Source organism: Luteibacter aegosomaticola, assembly GCF_023078475.1.
In the GTDB taxonomy this organism is placed as follows: Bacteria; Pseudomonadota; Gammaproteobacteria; order Xanthomonadales; family Rhodanobacteraceae; genus Luteibacter; species Luteibacter aegosomaticola.
Genome location: NZ_CP095741.1, coordinates 4,203,906 through 4,221,801, shown reverse-complemented (window position 1 = coordinate 4,221,801; position 17,896 = coordinate 4,203,906). Strand labels below are relative to the sequence as shown.

16 protein-coding genes are annotated in these 17,896 nt (G+C 61.9%); 12 read left to right on the top strand and 4 right to left on the bottom strand.

Annotated elements, in window-relative coordinates; genetic code table 11:
* Nucleotides 1-25: 25 nt before the first annotated feature.
* Nucleotides 26-1,048 carry a zinc-binding alcohol dehydrogenase family protein gene (locus tag L2Y96_RS18920; RefSeq protein WP_247329306.1) on the bottom strand — a complete coding sequence of 341 codons (1,023 nt, stop codon included), beginning with the start codon at nt 1,046-1,048 and terminating at the stop codon, nt 26-28.
* Nucleotides 1,049-1,152: 104 nt separating this feature from the next.
* Between L2Y96_RS18920 and L2Y96_RS18915 the strand changes: the two genes are divergently transcribed.
* Entirely contained in the window at nt 1,153-2,073 is a 921-nt protein-coding gene (locus tag L2Y96_RS18915) for a LysR family transcriptional regulator (RefSeq protein ID WP_247329304.1), read from the top strand.
* A gap of 42 nt (nt 2,074-2,115) precedes the next feature.
* On the opposite strand, the gene L2Y96_RS18910 is transcribed toward L2Y96_RS18915, so the two are convergent.
* Nucleotides 2,116-2,499, bottom strand: a complete 384-nt coding sequence (locus tag L2Y96_RS18910) for a winged helix-turn-helix transcriptional regulator (protein WP_247329302.1) — start codon at nt 2,497-2,499, stop codon at nt 2,116-2,118.
* An 85-nt stretch (nt 2,500-2,584) separates the two neighbouring features.
* Here L2Y96_RS18910 and L2Y96_RS18905 point away from each other — a divergent pair, with 85 nt between their 5' ends.
* Both L2Y96_RS18905 and L2Y96_RS18900 read left to right on the top strand, forming a co-directional pair.
* Nucleotides 2,585-3,436: an SDR family oxidoreductase gene (locus L2Y96_RS18905; RefSeq protein WP_247329299.1), complete on the top strand. Its 852-nt coding sequence runs from the start codon at nt 2,585-2,587 to the stop codon at nt 3,434-3,436.
* A 117-nt stretch (nt 3,437-3,553) separates the two neighbouring features.
* A complete protein-coding gene (locus tag L2Y96_RS18900; RefSeq protein WP_247329296.1) occupies nt 3,554-4,915 on the top strand; it encodes a serine hydrolase domain-containing protein in 1,362 nt (453 codons plus the stop codon).
* 18 nt (nt 4,916-4,933) lie between these two features.
* Here the strand turns inward: L2Y96_RS18900 and L2Y96_RS18895 are convergent, their stop codons facing one another.
* A complete protein-coding gene (locus L2Y96_RS18895; RefSeq protein WP_247329293.1) occupies nt 4,934-5,476 on the bottom strand; it encodes a TetR/AcrR family transcriptional regulator in 543 nt (180 codons plus the stop codon).
* A 70-nt stretch (nt 5,477-5,546) separates the two neighbouring features.
* Between L2Y96_RS18895 and L2Y96_RS18890 the strand changes: the two genes are divergently transcribed.
* The 7 genes from L2Y96_RS18890 (at nt 5,547) to L2Y96_RS18860 (ending at nt 13,921) form a co-directional block, all read left to right on the top strand.
* Nucleotides 5,547-6,521: an NAD-dependent epimerase/dehydratase family protein gene (locus tag L2Y96_RS18890; RefSeq protein ID WP_247329290.1), complete on the top strand. Its 975-nt coding sequence runs from the start codon at nt 5,547-5,549 to the stop codon at nt 6,519-6,521.
* 234 nt (nt 6,522-6,755) lie between these two features.
* A complete protein-coding gene (locus tag L2Y96_RS18885; protein WP_247329288.1) occupies nt 6,756-8,084 on the top strand; it encodes an ABC transporter permease in 1,329 nt (442 codons plus the stop codon).
* 29 nt (nt 8,085-8,113) lie between these two features.
* Nucleotides 8,114-9,343, top strand: a complete 1,230-nt coding sequence (locus tag L2Y96_RS18880; protein ID WP_247329286.1) for an ABC transporter permease — start codon at nt 8,114-8,116, stop codon at nt 9,341-9,343.
* A 239-nt stretch (nt 9,344-9,582) separates the two neighbouring features.
* Nucleotides 9,583-10,161 (top strand): hypothetical protein, encoded by a 579-nt coding sequence (locus L2Y96_RS18875; protein WP_247329285.1) that lies wholly within the window; start codon nt 9,583-9,585, stop codon nt 10,159-10,161.
* Between the two features lie 157 nt (nt 10,162-10,318).
* Nucleotides 10,319-10,894, top strand: coding sequence for a hypothetical protein (locus L2Y96_RS18870; RefSeq protein WP_247329283.1), 576 nt, complete (start codon nt 10,319-10,321; stop codon nt 10,892-10,894).
* Between the two features lie 16 nt (nt 10,895-10,910).
* Nucleotides 10,911-13,550: a T6SS phospholipase effector Tle1-like catalytic domain-containing protein gene (locus L2Y96_RS18865; protein WP_247329282.1), complete on the top strand. Its 2,640-nt coding sequence runs from the start codon at nt 10,911-10,913 to the stop codon at nt 13,548-13,550.
* Nucleotides 13,551-13,684: 134 nt separating this feature from the next.
* Complete coding sequence (locus L2Y96_RS18860) at nt 13,685-13,921, top strand: hypothetical protein (RefSeq protein ID WP_247329280.1); 237 nt, start codon at nt 13,685-13,687, stop codon at nt 13,919-13,921.
* A 24-nt stretch (nt 13,922-13,945) separates the two neighbouring features.
* Here the strand turns inward: L2Y96_RS18860 and L2Y96_RS18855 are convergent, their stop codons facing one another.
* Entirely contained in the window at nt 13,946-14,539 is a 594-nt protein-coding gene (locus L2Y96_RS18855) for a pentapeptide repeat-containing protein (RefSeq protein WP_247329278.1), read from the bottom strand.
* Between the two features lie 177 nt (nt 14,540-14,716).
* Here L2Y96_RS18855 and L2Y96_RS18850 point away from each other — a divergent pair, with 177 nt between their 5' ends.
* Nucleotides 14,717-16,120 carry a S10 family serine carboxypeptidase-like protein gene (locus L2Y96_RS18850; protein WP_247329276.1) on the top strand — a complete coding sequence of 468 codons (1,404 nt, stop codon included), beginning with the start codon at nt 14,717-14,719 and terminating at the stop codon, nt 16,118-16,120.
* 100 nt (nt 16,121-16,220) lie between these two features.
* Nucleotides 16,221-17,876 carry an OFA family MFS transporter gene (locus L2Y96_RS18845; protein WP_247329275.1) on the top strand — a complete coding sequence of 552 codons (1,656 nt, stop codon included), beginning with the start codon at nt 16,221-16,223 and terminating at the stop codon, nt 17,874-17,876.
* Nucleotides 17,877-17,896 lie beyond the last annotated feature (20 nt).

Genomic DNA, 17,896 nt, shown 5'->3' with positions numbered 1-17,896 from the left:
CCTACAAGGGCTGGGTAGGATCGTTTTAGTTCGCGTCGTCCGCGACCACGACCACCTTGCCCATCATGCTTCCGGCTTCCACCAGCTTGTGTGCCTTGATGAGACCTTCAGCGTTCAGGCCATCGACGCGCTGGGTGAGCGTATGCGCGATGTCGCCCTGGTCGACCAGTTCTGCAACACGGCGGAGCAGGGCGTGCTGGCGTGCGATCGTCTTGGTGTTGAAGATCGGCCGCGTGTACATCAGCTCCCAGTGGATCGAAATGGACTTCGCCTTGAACGGGCCGATGTCCAGGCCGACGGGATCGTCGATGAGCGCGAACTGGCCTTCCGGTACCAGTACATCGGCGATCTGCTTCACGTACTCGGCACTGTTATTGAGGCCGGCAACGTAGGCGACTTCCTTGATGCCGAGCGCTTCGAGCTGCGCCTTCCACGGCTGGTGGTGGTCAATGACGTGATGCGCGCCGTGTGCGAGCACCCAGTCGCGCGTGTTCGGACGGGAGGCCGTGCCAATGATGGTCAGGCCGGTGAGGCGGCGCGCAAGTTGGGTGAGGATGGAGCCGACACCGCCCGCGGCACCGACCACCAGAATGGCGCGGCTTTCGGTGGGATCGGCTTCGTGCACCCGCAGGCGATCGAACAACAGTTCCCACGCGGTGATGCTGGTGAGCGGCAACGAAGCGGCTTCGGCGAAGCCGAGCGTGGTGGGCATGGGGCCTACGATCCTTTCATCCACCGCCTGCAGCTCGGCGTTGCTGCCGGGGCGGGTGATGTCACCGGCATACCACACGCGATCGCCCGGCTTGAAACGGGTGGCCAACGGGCCGGTGGCGCGGACGATCCCTGAGGCGTCCCAGCCGAGGATGCGCGGCTGGCCTTCGGGGATGTCCCCGTTCTTGCGGACCTTGGTGTCCACCGGGTTCACCGAGACGGCTTTCACTTCGACCAGGATGTCGTGGTCGCGGAGGGTCGGGGTGGGCAGCTCCACGTCCTGCAGGGCCTGCGGGGCGTCGATCGGGAGGTTCTGGAAGAAGCCGATGGCTTTCATGGCGGTAGTCCTGAGGCGGGAGAGGCGTTGGTGGCCATTGTTCCCTTCCTCATTCACCTGAAAAACAGGCAAACTGACGGAACACTTTCTTTGATTTGAAGAAAATGATCCGACTCGATGACGTCCAGATCTTCGTCCAGACCGTGGAAGCCGAGAGCTTCTCCGAGGCGGCCCGCCAGCTGAATATCGCGCCAGGCCTGGCCAGCAGCGCCGTCCAGCGGCTGGAAAAGGAGCTCGGGGTGCGGTTGTTCACCCGATCCACCCGGAGCATGCAGCTCTCCGAGGATGGTGAGCGCTACCTGCCGCATGCGCGGGCTTTGCTTGAGGCCCAGCAGGAGGGGCGGCGTGCGCTGGCTCGGGAAGACGGGGCGCTATCGGGGCCTCTGCGTCTTTCGGTGTCGTCGGATTTTGGCCGCAACCTGTTGCTCGGCTGGCTTGATGCCTTCCAGCATCAGCACCCGGCCCTGAGCCTGCACGTGCGCATGAGCGATCGCGCGGTGGATCTCGTCCGCCAGCCGCTGGATGCGGCCATTCGCTATGGCACGCTCTCCGATTCCTCGCTCGTCGCGATGTCGTTGCTTGATACCAATCGCCGTGCGGTTTGCGCCTCACCTGCGTATCTCGCGAAGCACGGCACGCCGACAAGCATTGATGACCTCCGCCGACATAACTGCCTGCGCTTCCTGTGGAGTGAACAGGTGCACGAGCGCTGGCGCTTCACCCTGCCCACGGGCGACCGCACCGTCGCGATCTCTGGCAACCGCATCAGCGACGACGCCGACGCCGTCCGCCGCTGGGCCGTCGCCGGCGAGGGCATCATCTACAAATCGCGCCTGGACGTGATCGACGACCTCAAAGCCGGCCGCCTCGTCGAACTCTTCCCTCACGCCCACTGCGAACCTGCGCCACTCAACCTCGTCTGCGCCGACCGCACCCGCCTGACACCGGTAATGACCCAGCTAAAAGCCTTCCTCCGCGAGAAGTGCGAAGCGCTGGCCGCCAGCCATACCCCCAAGCTGTTGTAGGAGCGCGCTGTATGGCCAGGACGAATAGGCCGGACCCGGTAATTACTCAGCCGCCACGAACTGATTACTCTGCACCCAATCCACCAACGCATGCACTTTCTCAGCGGCCCCCTCGCCGAGCGGCGTGAGGCTGTATTCCACATGCAACGGCACGACAGGGAATTCCTTCCGCGCGACGAAGCCATCGGCTTCGAGCACGCGCAACGTCTGGGCGAGCATGCGCTCGCTGACGATGCCGATGGATCGGCGCAGTTCGCCAAAGCGCACGGTCCTGCCGCGCAGGACGATGAGCACCAGGACGCCCCATTTACTCGTCAGGTGGTCCAGGATCACCCGCGACGGGCAGTCCGGATCGAGGACATCGCCCAGCCTGACCGGGCTGGGAAGGGGCGCCGGCGCACCGCCTGTAACTGACTGAACGGACATACTTACCTCGGTGTACGTACTTTTCGTAAGTACCCTACAGGATTAGTCTCGCGGCCTCTACTTTCCACTCAGTGAGCCCCCTTCCATGTCCCTTGCTATTACCGGCGCCACCGGCCAACTCGGCCGTCTTGTGATTGAACAGTTGAAGCGTATTGCGCCGGACGCGTCCGTCATCGCTCTGGCGCGCGATCCCGCGAAAGCCGCCGATCTGGGTGTGACGACCCGCCATTTCGATTACGCCGATAAGGATTCGTTGGCGCCGGCCCTGCAAGGCGTGAAAGGCCTGCTGCTGATTTCTTCCAATGCGCTTGGTGAGCGTGTGGAACAGCATGCCCGCGTTATTGAAGCGGCACAGCAGGCTGGCGTAGCGCATATCGCTTATACGAGCCTGCTTCGCGCTGACACCACTCCGCTTGAGATCGGCCCCGAGCATCTGGAGACGGAGAAGCTGATCAAGGCGTCGGGCATCGCCTACACAATTCTCCGTAACGGCTGGTATACCGAGAACTACGCGATGCGCATCCCGGGTGCCGTTGAACATGGCGCGTTCGTGGGTAGTGCTGGCGATGGACGTATTTCCTCGGCGGCGCGTGTGGATTACGCACTTGCCGCTGCCGTCGTGCTTACGGGCGATGGCCATCACCATCGCACCTACGAGCTGGCTGGTGATACCGCCTTTACGCTGGCGGATCTGGCTGCGGAACTCACCCGCCAGACAGGCAAGCCGATTCCCTACACAAACCTTCCTGAAGCCGACTACGCCGATGCATTGCTCAAGGCGGGCCTGCCGCCGCATTGGGCGCATGTAATTGCGAGCTTCGATACAGGCACGCTTGAGGGTGCGCTATTCGATGAAGGCCGTGAGTTGTCGGCCCTGTTGGGGCGCCCGACCACCCCGATGCCGGAGACGGTCGCGCAGGTTCTCCGCAACGCGTAACCGGCCCACGACGGCGGTGCGCTTCGCTAAGGCATCGCGCATCGCCGTCTCGGCTGAATCTCGGCTACGATGCGCGGCGATACCCTCCGGTCTTCAGGGAACGCCATGATCCGTGACATGAAGTTACGTCGTACGTTGTTAACCCTTGCGTGCTTCGGCATGGTTTCGGTGGCTTCGGCCCAGGACACGACGCCATTTACCGTGCAGGCCGACAAGATCCTCGATCGATTCGTGCCGTCGGATGGCCCCAGCGCGGCGGTGACCGTGACCCGCGATGGCAAGGTGATCTACGAAACCGCGCGCGGCAACGCGAGCCTCGAGTTGCATACGCCGGCGAAAAGTACCGACGTTTACCGCATCGGTTCGATTACCAAGACGGTCACGGCAGCTGCGGTGCTGTTACTCGACAGCCAGGGGCGCCTGAGAATTACGGACCCGCTATCGAAGTACCTGCCTGATTACCCCGGCGGCGCGGGCATCACGCTCGCCGAGCTGCTCAATCACACGGCTGGCATCAGCGATGCCTGGGATGTCGACCCGAACAAGACACTCGATACAAAGACGCTGGTCGACCTGATTTCGAAACAGCCTGTCGATTTCACGCCAGGTAGCGACTGGCGCTATAGCAACTCGGGATATATGTTGCTGGGTGCCGTGATCGAGCGAGTCACGGGTGAGTCGTGGCACCGCTTCGAACGCGAAGCGGTGCTTGAACGCTTCGGAATGTCCCACACGGGCTATTACGCCGATGACGCGGTGGTCCCGGATGCTGTGCAGGGCTACAGCGCCGATGCCGACGGCAAGGTGGCCAAGCCACCCTTCGTATCGATCACCGGCCCGATGACCGCAGGCGCACTGGCGTCCACCTCGGGCGATATCGCCCACCTGGCGGAAGGCCTGGGTAACCCCAAGCTATACCCCCGCGAGGTCTACACGGCGATGACCTCGCCGACCAAATTACCGGATGGCAGCGTCTCGCCGTACAGCTATGGCCTCTTTCATTACACCCTGCGCGGTGAACAGGCCTTCGGTCACAACGGCGGCATCGAAGGTTTCAACTCGCAGTTCATCTTCGTGCCCAAGAGCCACGTCGTCGTAGCCGTGCTGGCGAATTCCGATGCTGGCATGCCCAGCGCGCGGGCCATCGCACTGCAGCTTGCGGCCGCGGCGATCGGCAGGCCGTACAGGTCCTTCAAGGACAAGGCGCTAAGCGAATCGGAAAAGAAGAACCTGGTCGGCAACTACCAGATCCAGGGCGATCAGGTGCACGCACTGACCGAAGAAGGTGGCGAGATCTACGTGCAACGCGCCCCCGGCCCGAAACGCCACCTGATTCCTGCTGAAGGTGATCTTCTCTACTACGCAGGCGAAGCAACGGATTACTTCCACGTCGTGAAAGCGCCCGACGGCAAAGTGACCTCGCTAGAGTTCTACACGGACGGCATGGGCCCCGCCCGCAAAGAACCCCGCACAAAGTAGCCACCCGCTCCTACATGATTAGGGTTTTGCTACCAGCGCTTCGCTCAGGGCCTTGAACAAAAAACGCGACGTCGCCTTGAGCTTCGTCGGTTCCAGCCCTTGCATGAAAAGCGCCTGCATCCCCGAGGCTGCCGCCCACACAGCGTGGACCGCTACGGCGAGTTCCACGTTCAGCCCGTTGGTCGCTTCGAGCCGCACGACGTTCTCTTCCATATGCTCGTATGACGCCTGCGCAAGCGTCGGATCGTTCCGCGCCGCTTCGATCATCAGCCGGAAAAGGGTGGGGCGCTCCAGGCCGAAGGTAATCCAACCGTCCCAGCCACGGCGTAGGTCCGCGAGCGGATCGTTCGTGACCCGCAGCGCCCGCTTCATCGCCATGAACTCCGCGACGCCTTCGTTGACGATGGCGCGCACCAGCCCGTTCTTGTCGCCGAAGTGGTGGTAGAGCGTAGGCGCGGTGACGCCCGCCGCCTCGCAGACGGCGCGGGTCGTGAGGCCATCGACGCCCTGCTCCTCGAGCAGGCCGACGGCGGCGGTAAGGATTTTCTCTTTCGCGGACATCCAGGACCCTCTTGCGTTCCCAGAGTATAGCAGTGCTATATTCAGGTCCCAACTATAGCGGTGCTATACCATGAAGAAGGCGTTTGTAACGGGCGGTTCGGGCTTCCTGGGCGGCGCGCTGATCCGGCGGCTGGTCGCGGAAGGCGTGGCGGTGACGGCGCTGGCGCGAAGCGAGGGCTCAGCGGACATCGTGGCAAAGCTCGGCGCCACGCCCTGTCTGGGTGGCCTTGGCGACGAAGCCGAGATCTCAGCAGGCATGCTCGGTTGCGACACGGTGTTCCACGCCGCGGCGCATTTCACGGACTGGGACCCTTATGAGCTTTTCTATAAGGCGAACGTCGTAGGCACCGAGGTACTGCTGCGAGCTGCCGCCAGGGCAGGCGTCGTCGCCTTCGTGGCTGCGGGAGCCTCTGGCTCGGTCATGGGCGCACCGGCGCCGCTGCGGCATATCGACGAAACAGCCCCGTTGCAGGAACCGACGTGGGCCCCGTACACCGCGACCAAAGCGATTGCCGAGCGGATGATTCTCGCGGCGAATACAACGCGCTTGCGCACGGTGGTCATCAATCCTCCGCTGATCTGGGGGCCGGCCATGCCGATGCTCGACGAGATGCTGCCGTTGATCCAGTCAGGAAAGTTCGCGCTACCCGACGGCGGCACGCACATGGTCTCGACCAGCTATGTGGATAACGTCGTCGAAGCCATGCTGCTCGCCGCAGAAAAGGGCAGGGGTGGGCAGTCGTACTTCGTCACTGATGGAGATGACATCAGCTTCGCGCAGGTAGTGAACGATCTGCTCGCAACTCGAGGCCTTCCGCCTACAGACAAATCGGCGCCGTTCGCGGTGGCGTGGCCGATGGCCGCGGTGCTCGAAACGGTGTGGCGCGTGTTCCGATTGAAGGGCCAACCGCCCATCACACGGCAGATGCTGCGGATGATCGGAAAGGAATTTACCCTGGATATCTCGAAGGCGAAGGCCGAGCTTGGCTACGTGCCGGTCGTAAGCCGCGCCGAAGGACTTGCGCGGATGGAAGGTGCGCAGTAGGCACCGAGCGCGGCTCCAGGCCGCACCAGTGTATGTCGCCTCATTCGATCGAAGGCGGCATCGGCACACGTGGAACCGGCGGACGCGCTGGCCTGATTCAACGTTCATGGCAGGGCGTGGCACTTCGGCTGTAACCCAAATACCTCACTCCGCCCATCCTCCGGCCTCCAAACGGCCACAGCACGCATCGATTGACGTACGATCATGGGCCATGGAGCGACAGGGGATGGGGGCATGTGGGGTCATTATGTGGAACTGGCGCTGAGAAGCAGCCAGCGTAGCAAGGCACTAACGGTCTTGGTGGTGGTGCTGATCGCCGTTGGCATATCGGCCTGCATGGTCTCTTACGCCGCCTTCAGGGCGACAACGAGCGATCCCATGCCGGGAAAGTCCTCGCGACTGTTCGTGCCACTGGTGGATAACGTCGGGCCTTCGTATACCTACAAGGGCGAGCCGCCCGACATGCTCAGCTATGCCGACGCGATGGCTATATGGAAGGCGGGCAAGGCACAGCGGCAGACCATCCTCTTTCCGACGACGTGGGACGTCGAATCCGACAACGTAGCGGTACCCGTCATGTCCCTGACGGGCGAAGCCGTGACGGCTGATTTCTTTCCCATGTTCGACATTCCGTTCCGATATGGCAGCGCCTGGAGCCGGGATGACGACGCAAAGCACGCCACGGCGGTGGTGATCAGCAAACGCCTCAACGATAAGGTGTTCGCCGGACGGGACAGCACGGGCAAGGAACTCCGCCTGGATGGGAAGCTATTTCGAATCGCCGGCGTGCTTGATGCGTGGAACCCGAAGCCGCGCTTCTACGACGTGGTCCAGAATGGCCTCGAGAACGCCTATGACGATCCCGGCGACATTTTCATGCCTCTCACCCGCGCCACGGATATGAAAAAGGACAGCAAGTACTCGAACTGCCCTTCCGATACCGGGTGGGGAGACGTCTCGGACTGGGACGCCTACCTGCATAGCGAGTGCGGCCGCTTCGGCGCCTGGGTGGAGTTGGGGTCGCCCGCAGACGCGACGGCATATCGTGAGTTCCTGCAACATTACGCCGATGAGCAGCAGCGGATTGGCCGTTTCTCGTGGGCACCCGCGGTGCGCCTGCGCAACCTGCCGGATACCCTGACGTACCTGGGGATCGTTCCGCGCGCCTCGAGCCTTTCGATGCTTATCTCGGCCAGCTTTTTGTTGATCGTGCTGGTTAACGTGGTAGGTCTCATGCTGGCCCGCTTCCTCCGTCGCGCCCCCGAGATCGGCATACGCCGCGCACTGGGCGCATCACGCGCCGCCGTGTACCGGCAATTCCTCGTCGAAGGCGCCACCATGGGGTTGGTCGGCGGCTTGCTCGGCGTAGCCCTCACTGCACTGGGCGTTTGGGGAATCAGTGGCCTGTTCGAGCCGAAAATCGCGCGACTCGTACACGTGGATGCATCACTGATGTTGCTTACCCTGGTACTGGCCGTCGGCTCCACGGTGGTGGCGGCGCTCTATCCGACCTGGCGCGCGGCACAGACCCAGCCCGCCTGGCAAATCAAAATCAACGGTTGAGGCACGGCATGGCACTGGGAAGATTTTTCATGCAGCTGCGCCCGATCGTTGCTGCGTTAGGGCGGCATAAGGTGGCTACCGTGCTTATCGTGATGCAGGTGGCACTCACCCTGGCTGTAACGTCCAACGCGATGTTTATCGTGGCTACATCGATCGTGCATTTGTCACGGCCGAGCGGAACGGATGAGGCGCATCTCTTCGCCATCCGAAACGTCTGGCGTAAGGGCACCCCGGTCGCGGAACTGGATGCCACCATACGCACCGACCTGGACGCCCTGCGCCACGTAACAGGCGTACTCGATGCGTTTCGGAGCCAGTCGTATCCCATGGCGGGATACGGTTCACGGACGACACTCGTGAAGCTCAGCCCGGACCAGACAGGCCGCCCTCCCATGGCCTCGGTCTACCACGCCGACGACCATGCCCTAAATACGCTGGGTGTCTCGCTCATAGGGGGCCGGAACTTCCGTCCCGACGAGGTCTCCGCCATCGGGCCCAATGACAAAGCCGCACTACCGGGCGTCATCATTACGCGTAGCCTTGCCGAGCGACTCTTTCCTGACGGTAACGCGCTGGGCAAGACGGTCTTTCTTGGCTATGGGACGACGTCCATTATCGGCATCGTGGATCGGCTGCAGTCGGTGTACGCGCGTACGCGGACCCTGGATTTCGACACGATGTTGATTCCGGCTCGCCCGGTCGATCCCGAAGAAGGTGTCGTCTACATGGTGCGTACCCATGGCACGGACATGAAGTCGGTGATGGCAGCAGCGTATAAGACGCTGCAGGAGCGCGGCGGTACTCGCATCATCGATCCGGAGACGGGCATCGTGCCGATCACCCAATCGCGTGAAACCGCCTATGCCGGTGACCGCAGCGTTGCCGCGCTCATGAGCATCGTGTGCGGATTGCTGTTGCTGGCGACTGCTGGCGGTATTGTCGGTCTCAGCAGCTTCTGGGTCAGCCAAAGGCGCAAACAGATCGGGATTCGTCGTTCGCTGGGAGCCACGAGCGGTGACATTCTCGGCTACTTCCACGTCGAAAACTTCGTGCTGGTTAGCATGGGTATCGTGCTGGGCGCCGTGCTTGCCGTGGCGGCAAACATCACGCTCATGAACAACTTCCCGCTGCCACGCATGCCGTTGTACGTGCCGGTGCTGGGTGCGGCGGTGCTGTGGCTTGTGGGGCAGGTCGCCGTATGGGTACCGGCAAGGTCGGCAGCGCGCGTTCCACCCGTGGTAGCCATGCGGACCGCCTGAGCCAACGAGAAAACGCTCTTGTAGGGGCGTGCTTGCACGCGATCCGCGCCGCCGCGAGCCCCCATCGCACGCAAGCGCGCTCCTGCAAAATCTGGGCTTTGCTATGGGTTGCACAGTAACTGCAGCTCTGGCCTGATTTTTCAGAATTTTCGCGTAGTTTTTCGGCCATTACCGCCGCTAGACTTCCAGGGCTGCAGACACAATGCAGCTCAATGGAATGTCGATCGGGAGGATCGTCGATGCTTACCATCAAACCTATCCCTGAACTGGCCGGGCCGCTCTATGGCAAGGAACCTTGGCCCCTGCGATTCCATACGCATTCGTTCAGTGCTAAGTCTTTAAACACGCTTGCTAGCGCCATCGTCTACAACAACTTCATGTTCGGGAAACGCAAGGCTGGAATCTATGGCGAGCCGGTTGATTCGCCATCGGGACCCCCACCTGAGGGTATCGATTGGAAGAAATTCTGGAAGGCGGGGCATAGCATCATTACGGATGACGGACAGACATTTCCTGGGCCTGTCGAGATGGAATGGATATCGCTAGACGGGGTGGCACACAGGACCTCGCTGGCCCTGGAGGAGATTTTTCCTGACCGCCAAATTCACCACCGAGTCGCGCGCTCCGAAGTGAAGGACGCTTGGCTCGAGACACTATCCTTCCATCCTGTAAAGCCGGAGATTCTTCTGGAGCTCAACGATCGGACCGTGCGGGTCTACATGCGGGCCATGATTGTCTCAAACATCGAGACAAGGCCTGGGGATCCGCTAAGTTGCCTGAGGAACGAGCTGGTCGAGGTCTGGGCGCAGTCTTACTGAGCACGGGACGGCTACCCGGCATCGGGTTGCACAATAACTGCAACTTTGGCCTGATTTTTCAGAATTTTCTCGTAGTTTTGTGACCGTTGCCGCCGCTAGACTGCGAAGGCTCAAGACACAATGCAGCTCAATGGAATGTCGATCGGGAGGATCGCTGATGCTTACCTACAAACCCATCCCTGAACTGGCCGGGCCGCTCTATGGCAAGGAACCTTGGCCCCTCCGATTTCATGCGCACACATTCGACGCATGGTGCATGAACACGCTTGCGTGCAGTGTTGTATACGGCGGAATCCAGTTCGGAAATCGGAAGTTCGGTGTCTCAGGCGAACCCATTGATTCTCCAGCATTACCACCCTCGAATCCGAATTGGCGTGAGACTTGGCGAGGTTTTGCCAGCATCCTGGGGCGCGATGGACAGACGTTCCCTAGCTCCATTGTGGTCGACTGGCTCTCGCTCGACGGTGGCAGTCATGCGGCATCGATCGACCTCAACGAGATCTTTCCAGATCGGCTCGTCTTACATCGCGTCGACCGAACCGAGGTGAAAGAGGCATGGTTGGCGGGTGTATCCATGGAGCCTGTCTGCCCGAGTATTTTACTTGAGATCAACGACAGGACGATTCGCATATATATGCGAGCTCTGATCGTCGCCGAGGACGAGCAAGGCTCGGACAATCAGGGCGGCCATCTGCGGAACGATCTTGTCCTGGCGTGGGAACACGTTTACTAAGCACGGAGAGCTTTCCATGAGTGATATTCAGATAGGTGCCGACGGGGCGCCTCGCGATGGCGTGGGTCACGAGTTCGCGACACCTGACCAGCTGGCGCGATTTAAGGATGCTAGCGACACGCTGTCGTTGATGAAAGCGCCGCTCTTGTTCCGAAACGGGGATTCCCATGATCGAGTGTTCTTCGTTGCATTCGACGGCACTGGGAACAACCAATTCAAAGACCCCGATCACGCCACAAACGTCGCAAAGATTGCAAATGATCTGCGTGATGCAGCACGTGAATATGGTGGAAAAATTTCTGCCGTCTATATCGTTGGGCCGGGTACGCAGGATAGTTGGATTGAGCGCGCTTACGACAGCGGCACCGGGGCTAGCTACGAGGAGAACATTAATCAGGCTTATCGTGATTTCGTTCTTCAAGCAAATGAATGGCGACAGGAGGATCCCCTCGCCAGGATCAGAGTGCAAAGTATTGGGTTCAGTAGAGGCGCGAGCCAGGTTGCCGGGTTCGCTAACCTCGTCCATGAGAACGGCGTCCCTGACTTAAAGAGCCGGACAGTTGGGCCAGATGGCGAGGCCGTGTTTACCCGAAATCTTATCGAGCCAGGAAAAACAGCACAGGTAGTAGGGCTGTTCGATCCCGTTGCGACGGGCGCTCCCATGAAGTTCGATCGTCGACTGCCGACGTCGGTAGTGTCTGGATTTCAGATCACAGCAGGGAACGAGTTTCGAGCTTCATTTCCGTCGGATCAGATCATTCCTCCAGGGCTCTCGGAGGATGGCAGATTCTTGAATATCATGGTTCCTGGTGCTCACTCTGACGTGGGAGGCGGCTATCTTCGGAATGGCTTGTCGATACGCTGTGGCAATCTCATGCGGGATTACTGCAATGCCACCTTGGAAACACCACTTCTTGCGAACGAGTACGAGCCGGCCGACAAGCGCCTGAACGTGATCCACCATTCTGTACGCGGCCAATTAATTTTTCATATCGATCCCCGCGTGGCTGTTCGTGGGATGCCGAGCGGAACGAACACTGTTCTCGCGCCGCCGCATATGACAGAACGGCGGGCTCTTCCCGTTGGCACTAGCCTTGACGAAGACTTGTTGCTTCAGGGTCCTCAAGCCGGAAATAGAAATCTTCCGCCGAAGGGTCTGATCCACTTTTCCGCGACGCCCGAGGCTCTCGCATTCGAAATGCGCTCCCCCTCCTACGGACGCCCCGCAATGGCCTACGCCGCAGCAGTAGCCACCGCGGTCGATTTCGAAAGGACACGCGAGTCCGCCAACGCAACGGCAGCTACCGGCAACACGACCGGAGCGGTTTCCCAGGTCCTCCACTTCGGCGGTCGAAACGTCGGCGGCCTGGCGGGTGCGGGTATGTTCGCTTCCGCAGCGGCCGCCGCCGGCGTCGAGTCCGGCCCAGGTGCAATCGTGGCAGCCGGCATCGGCGCCATCGTCGGTGCCACGGCCGGCGAGCGCCTGATGGACGAGTTCGACCGCTACAGGATCTATAACCAGACGGACTCGAAGGGCCACTCGTGGGAGCTCGACGCCAAGCATGGCTGGTCGCAGCATTTGCCACCTTTGCCTGAGACACCTCAGGGGAGCGTCGTTACGGCCAGCCCGGAACTGGCGCGCCAACTCACCTTCCAGGCGAACCGAACGGCGACAGAGCTGGCGCTCGCGAAGGACGATAGGCCAAAGGACCCTTACACCCAACCTTCGGAGGCCCATGACGCCCCGACGGCCAGCGCTCCGCCCTGGACCAGGGATCCAACGACCCAGGAATGGTCTCGCCACGTGGTTGACCAGTATCTGGAACACGGCCTCGCCCGTTCGCACGATGAGGTAGCGACGCCGGCACGTGCGGCCGAGCTCGATGCCCGCGCCGAGGCCACGATCAAGGAAAACGTGGCGCAGTCGAAGCTGGGCATCGCCGAGCGCTTCGTGGAGGCTTACGAACAAGAGTCCTGGTACGAGTTGGGGAAAGTTCCACCTGCGGTACAACACGCGCTGCTGGCCCCGACGGACAAAGTCCTGGCCTCAGACGGCCATGCGTATGTCCATAACCCGGATGGGAACTGGTCCAGGCCAGGCTTGTTCGGCTCGACCGAGGCTAAAGGCAATGTCCGGAATGAGCTGGATAGAAGCGAACAGCTCGGTCGCGAAACCAGCCAGCGGGCCGATGCCGAATTGGCATCCGTCGATCGTGCCTTGCCGCCTCCACCTCCGACACGGCTCGACGATCCTGGCCATCCGGACCACGAGCTGTTCAAGCAAGCGCGCTCACACGTAGCCGAGGTCGATAAATCGCTGGGCCGCACACCCGACCAATACACCGACAACCTCGCCTCGGCGCTTGCCGTGCAGGCGCGCAAGGATGGCCTCTCGCGTATCGACCAGGTCGCCCTGTCAACGGACGGCAACGCCCTTTGGGCGGTACAGACCCCACCCGGAAGGCGTGACCACCTTTTCGATATCCAGACGAAGGTGGCGACCACCGAAGCATTGACGCCCATGGCGGAAAGCGGCGCGAAGTGGCCGGCTTCGATGGAGCAGTTCAAGTCACACCAGCAAGAGGCCGCGATGGCACACCAGCAGGCCCAGGAACGGCAGCAACAGGAAAGCGTGGGGCGGGGCCATTCCCTCTAACGTTCAGAGGCGTCGAAAGGATTTCGCTATGTTTAATAGCTGTTTGCACTTCGCATGCCGTCTACGCATGGCGTTTCTTCAGTGCTGAGACTTCCGGGCGGTTAGTCTATGTTCGGCAGATGAGGAGATGGGCCATGTCGTATAGCAAGGAAGTCGAGAAAATCGCGGAAATGGTTACTCAGAACGGGAAGCTGGATCCACCCATCGTATTCGGCATGGTGAAGTTGAAGGACTTGGGTATTGATGACGATTCGCTGGACGAGTTGCTGAACGAATTCTCTCAGGGAGGATGGTTCACTGAGGGCTTGTCACCGGATTCATCGTTACAAGCCTTTACGGATGCCTGGCACGCCAACGCAAACGAAGACTGACATCGGTCGATCGCGAGCGCGTGACTAGTCAACCAGCTCAATATCCAACCCATACAACAACCCAAACGCTTCACTCCGCGTGAACTTCGCGCCACGCACCTGATTGGCCTGCACGTCGATCAGATAGTGTGTGGCCTCGCTGAAATCGACCTCAACCAGCTTCGTCTTCCCGAACTGGCTATCCGTAAAGTCCGTGTAGGTGAAGTTCGATTTCGAGAAGTTCGCATCGCGAAAGTCGACGCCATGTGCCTTGCATTCCTCCAGCACGGTCTCCTGGAGGTCGAGGCCGAAGAAGGTGGCGTAGCTGACGTTCGACTTTCGGAAGGCCAGCTTCCCCGGCGCGGCGTAGCGCGGCCAGTCAGCGCGGGTCCAATCGATGCCGAGGAGCTTGCAATCCTCGAAGCTCACCGCCTGGAACTTGCTAACGGTGAGCTTGGCGTTGCTCAGGTCGCAATGGCGAAACGTGCATTCCAGAAACTTGCAACGCTCGAGGACCGCCTTGGCGAACTGGCAGCGCGTGAACGTGCATGATTCGAAGGTCTTTCCAAGCAGGCTCTCACCCGCCAGGTCGAGGCCCTCGAAATCCTTCAGGTAAAACTCGCTTTCGTCGGTGAGCATGGGGCGTCCGGGATGAGCTGACGCGGTAGTGTTCCCCTTTTTGTGGAGATTTACACCCTCCGAATGGCATTAAGCCCCGCAACGTCGTCAGCCGGATGGGGTGCCCAGCTTTGTGCACATGCGCTGCACGGTTAGGTCGGTGACACTGCGAGTGTCCCGCCGCCATGAGTTGAGCCGATGCGCCTTTCCGCTGTGCTTGCTACTGCTTGTCTGCTTGCGTGCCTTGATGCCACCGCGAGCGATCTTTCACCTGCCCAGGCGGCCGCGTTTGCCTTCGCGCCGACAGTGGAGCAGGCGAGCCGGCCGGCGGTGCACATCAAGGCATCGCGCTCATGGAAGACCACGACCGGCAGCGCGCCTTATGAGGCGTCAGTCGATGAGTACCCGGTGACGGCGGAAGGGCAAACGGTCGGACTGGTGTCGACGTTTGGCTACACCGAGACACCGGTGCAGGCCTCACGCCCGGTGGTGTTCCTGTTTAACGGCGGCCCGGGGGCATCGTCGTGGTCGTTGCATATGGAGGGCTTCGGCCCGGTTCGCTACGACGCGGCGAAGGATGCGTTCGAGGACAACCCGGATGCGCTCCTCGATGTCGCCGACCTCGTCTTCATCGACCCGCTGGGTACCGGCGAGAGCGCGCCGTTCACGGGAACGAAGCCCGAGGCTGCGTGGGGTGCCGAAGGGGATGCCCGCGCCACGCTTAGCGTGATGCACCAGTGGCTGGTGGATCACGGCCGGCAGAACGCAACGGTATTCGTGGTGGGCGAGAGCTACGGCACGGCGCGTGCGGCAGCGATGCTGCACTTTGCATCGGCGAAAGAGGCCGCCTCAGTCAGAGGCGTCGCGTTGCTTTCCCTCGCGTTGGGCGGTCTGCCTGATCCCGCGATGCAAGCCGCGGGCCGGTTGCCGAGCATGGCGGCGACGGCGTGGTTTCACCACAAGGGCAGTGCGGACCTGCCGTCCGGCATGGAGGCTTACCAGCGTGCGGTGTCGGCACAAGCGCCATCCTCTGCGGACGTGAAGCAGTGGATCGGCGTGGCTAGCGACGATGCCAAAGCAGCCGCGACGCGCGTGCCGGAGGCCCCTGCCTTCCGCAAGGCACTGCTCGCCGATAGCGGCAAGATCGTTGGCAGCCTGGACACCCGCATGACTGCCGACCATTCACTCGACGCGTTGCAGCCGCCCTACAGCGACCCCGGCATGACCTTGGGCAAGCGCCCGTCGACGCTGATGGCGCGTTACCTCGTTTCGCTGGGTTATCGCAGCCCGGTGGCCTATCGCATGCTCAACCTGGCGATCAACACCTCGTGGAATTACGGCGGCAGCCCGGATGAGTGGCCGTTCGCGGGCTACGTCGCGGAAGGGATGAAAGCGCACCCCGGCCTGAAGCTCTTCACGGCCGGCGGCATCTACGACCTGAGTACCCCGGCCTACGAGGGCATCCTCACGCTGCGTCAGGTCGGCGTGCCGGCGAATCGTTGGGAGGCGCACATCTACCCCTCGGGCCATACGATCGGCGAAGACGCCACGCAGCGGCCGGTGCTGGCCTCCGACCTGAGGCGCTTCATCACGGGTAACTAGCCCGCTGTTGTCGGCGGGGGTTAGACCAAGGGAGGCTTCCGGCCCTGCGAAATCCATGGGAGTATCCCGCCCGGTGGTCCACACCCCTGGGGAAAAAACGATGGACGAGGCAGTGAAGCGCGACGGCGAGCCGTCGGCGCGTGGTAAGGGTTCGATCCTGGCGCGGGAAAACACCCTGGCCGGGCCACGATTCAACCGCTGGCTGGTGCCTACGGCGGCCCTGGCGATCCACCTGTGTATCGGCATGGCCTACGGGTTCTCCGTGTTCTGGCTGCCGATGACCAAGCTGGTGGCGGAGGCCAATCCGGCCGTCTGCGCCCAGCTGAGCTTCTTCGACCAGCTGTTTGCCACGGGGTGTAACTGGACCGTTCCGGCGGTCAACCACATCTTCGAAACCTTCATCGCCATGCTGGGTATCTCGGCGGCGATCTGGGGCGCGTGGCTGGAACACGCCGGCCCGCGTAAAGCTGGCTTCATCGCGGCGCTTTGCTGGGGTGGCGGTCTCATCATCGGCGGCATCGGCGTCGCCATCCACCAGCTCTGGCTGGTCTACCTCGGCGCCGGCGTCCTGGGCGGCATCGGACAGGGGCTGGGCTACATCACGCCCGTCTCGACTCTCATTAAATGGTTCCCTGACCGTCGCGGCCTGGCCACGGGCTTCGCCATCATGGGCTACGGCGGTGGCGCCCTGATCGGTGCGCCGATCGCCGTGGCCCTCATGCAGAAGTTTGCGCACGATGGCGTGCCGGGCGTGTCGACCACGCTCATCGTCATGGGCGCCCTGTACCTCGTGGTGATGACCCTCGGCGCATTCGGCTTCCGCGTCCCGCCTTCGGGCTGGCGCCCGCGCGACTGGACGCCGCCGGCCGCCGCCACGAACAAGTTGATCACCCACCGCCATGTCCACCTCAACCGAGCGTGGAAGACCCCGCAGTTCTGGTTGATCTGGGTGGTGCTGTGCATGAACGTCACGGCCGGTATCGGCGTGCTCTCCATGGCCAGCCCGATGTTCCAGGATGTGTTCGGCGGCAAGCTGCTCGGCCTCGATGCTTCCGTGGATCTCAGTGCGGAACAGAAGGCAGCCATCGCGGCTTCTGCCGCAGGGCTTGTTGGCCTGATCAGCCTGTTCAACAGCCTCGGCCGTATCTTCTGGGCGTCGATGTCCGACTTCCTTGGGCGCAAGACCACCTACGTCGTTTTCTTCGCCCTGGGCATCGCCCTGTACTGCGCGCTGCCGTCGCTCGGCCATGCGGGTATGGCCGGCCTGTTCGTGCTCGCGGTCTGCGTGATCCTGTCGATGTACGGCGGTGGTTTCGCCACCGTGCCGGCCTATCTCTCCGACCTGTTCGGCACGCAGATGGTTGGCGCGATCCACGGCCGCCTGCTTACGGCGTGGTCGGTCGCCGGCGTGGCCGGCCCGTTCCTGATCGCCGCGGTGCGCCAGGCCCAGCTCGATGCGGGCGTGGCCAAGAACCTGGTGTACGACCGCACGCTGTACATCCTGGCGGTGCTTCTGCTGGTCGGCATGATCTGCAACCTGCTGGTGAAGCCGGTGAAGGAAAGCGACCTGATGACGGACGCGGAACTGGCCCACGAGAAGTCGCTGCAGCATGAAAACGCGGCGGTCGCCGCCAGCGCCGAAGACGCTGCGCGTGGTTCGTTCGGTATCGTTGGCGTCGTGGCCTGGGCGCTGGTGGGGATTCCGTTCCTCATCGGCATCTGGATTGCGATCGGCAAAGCCGCCGTTTTGTTCTAAGAACACCCCGCTCTTGTAGG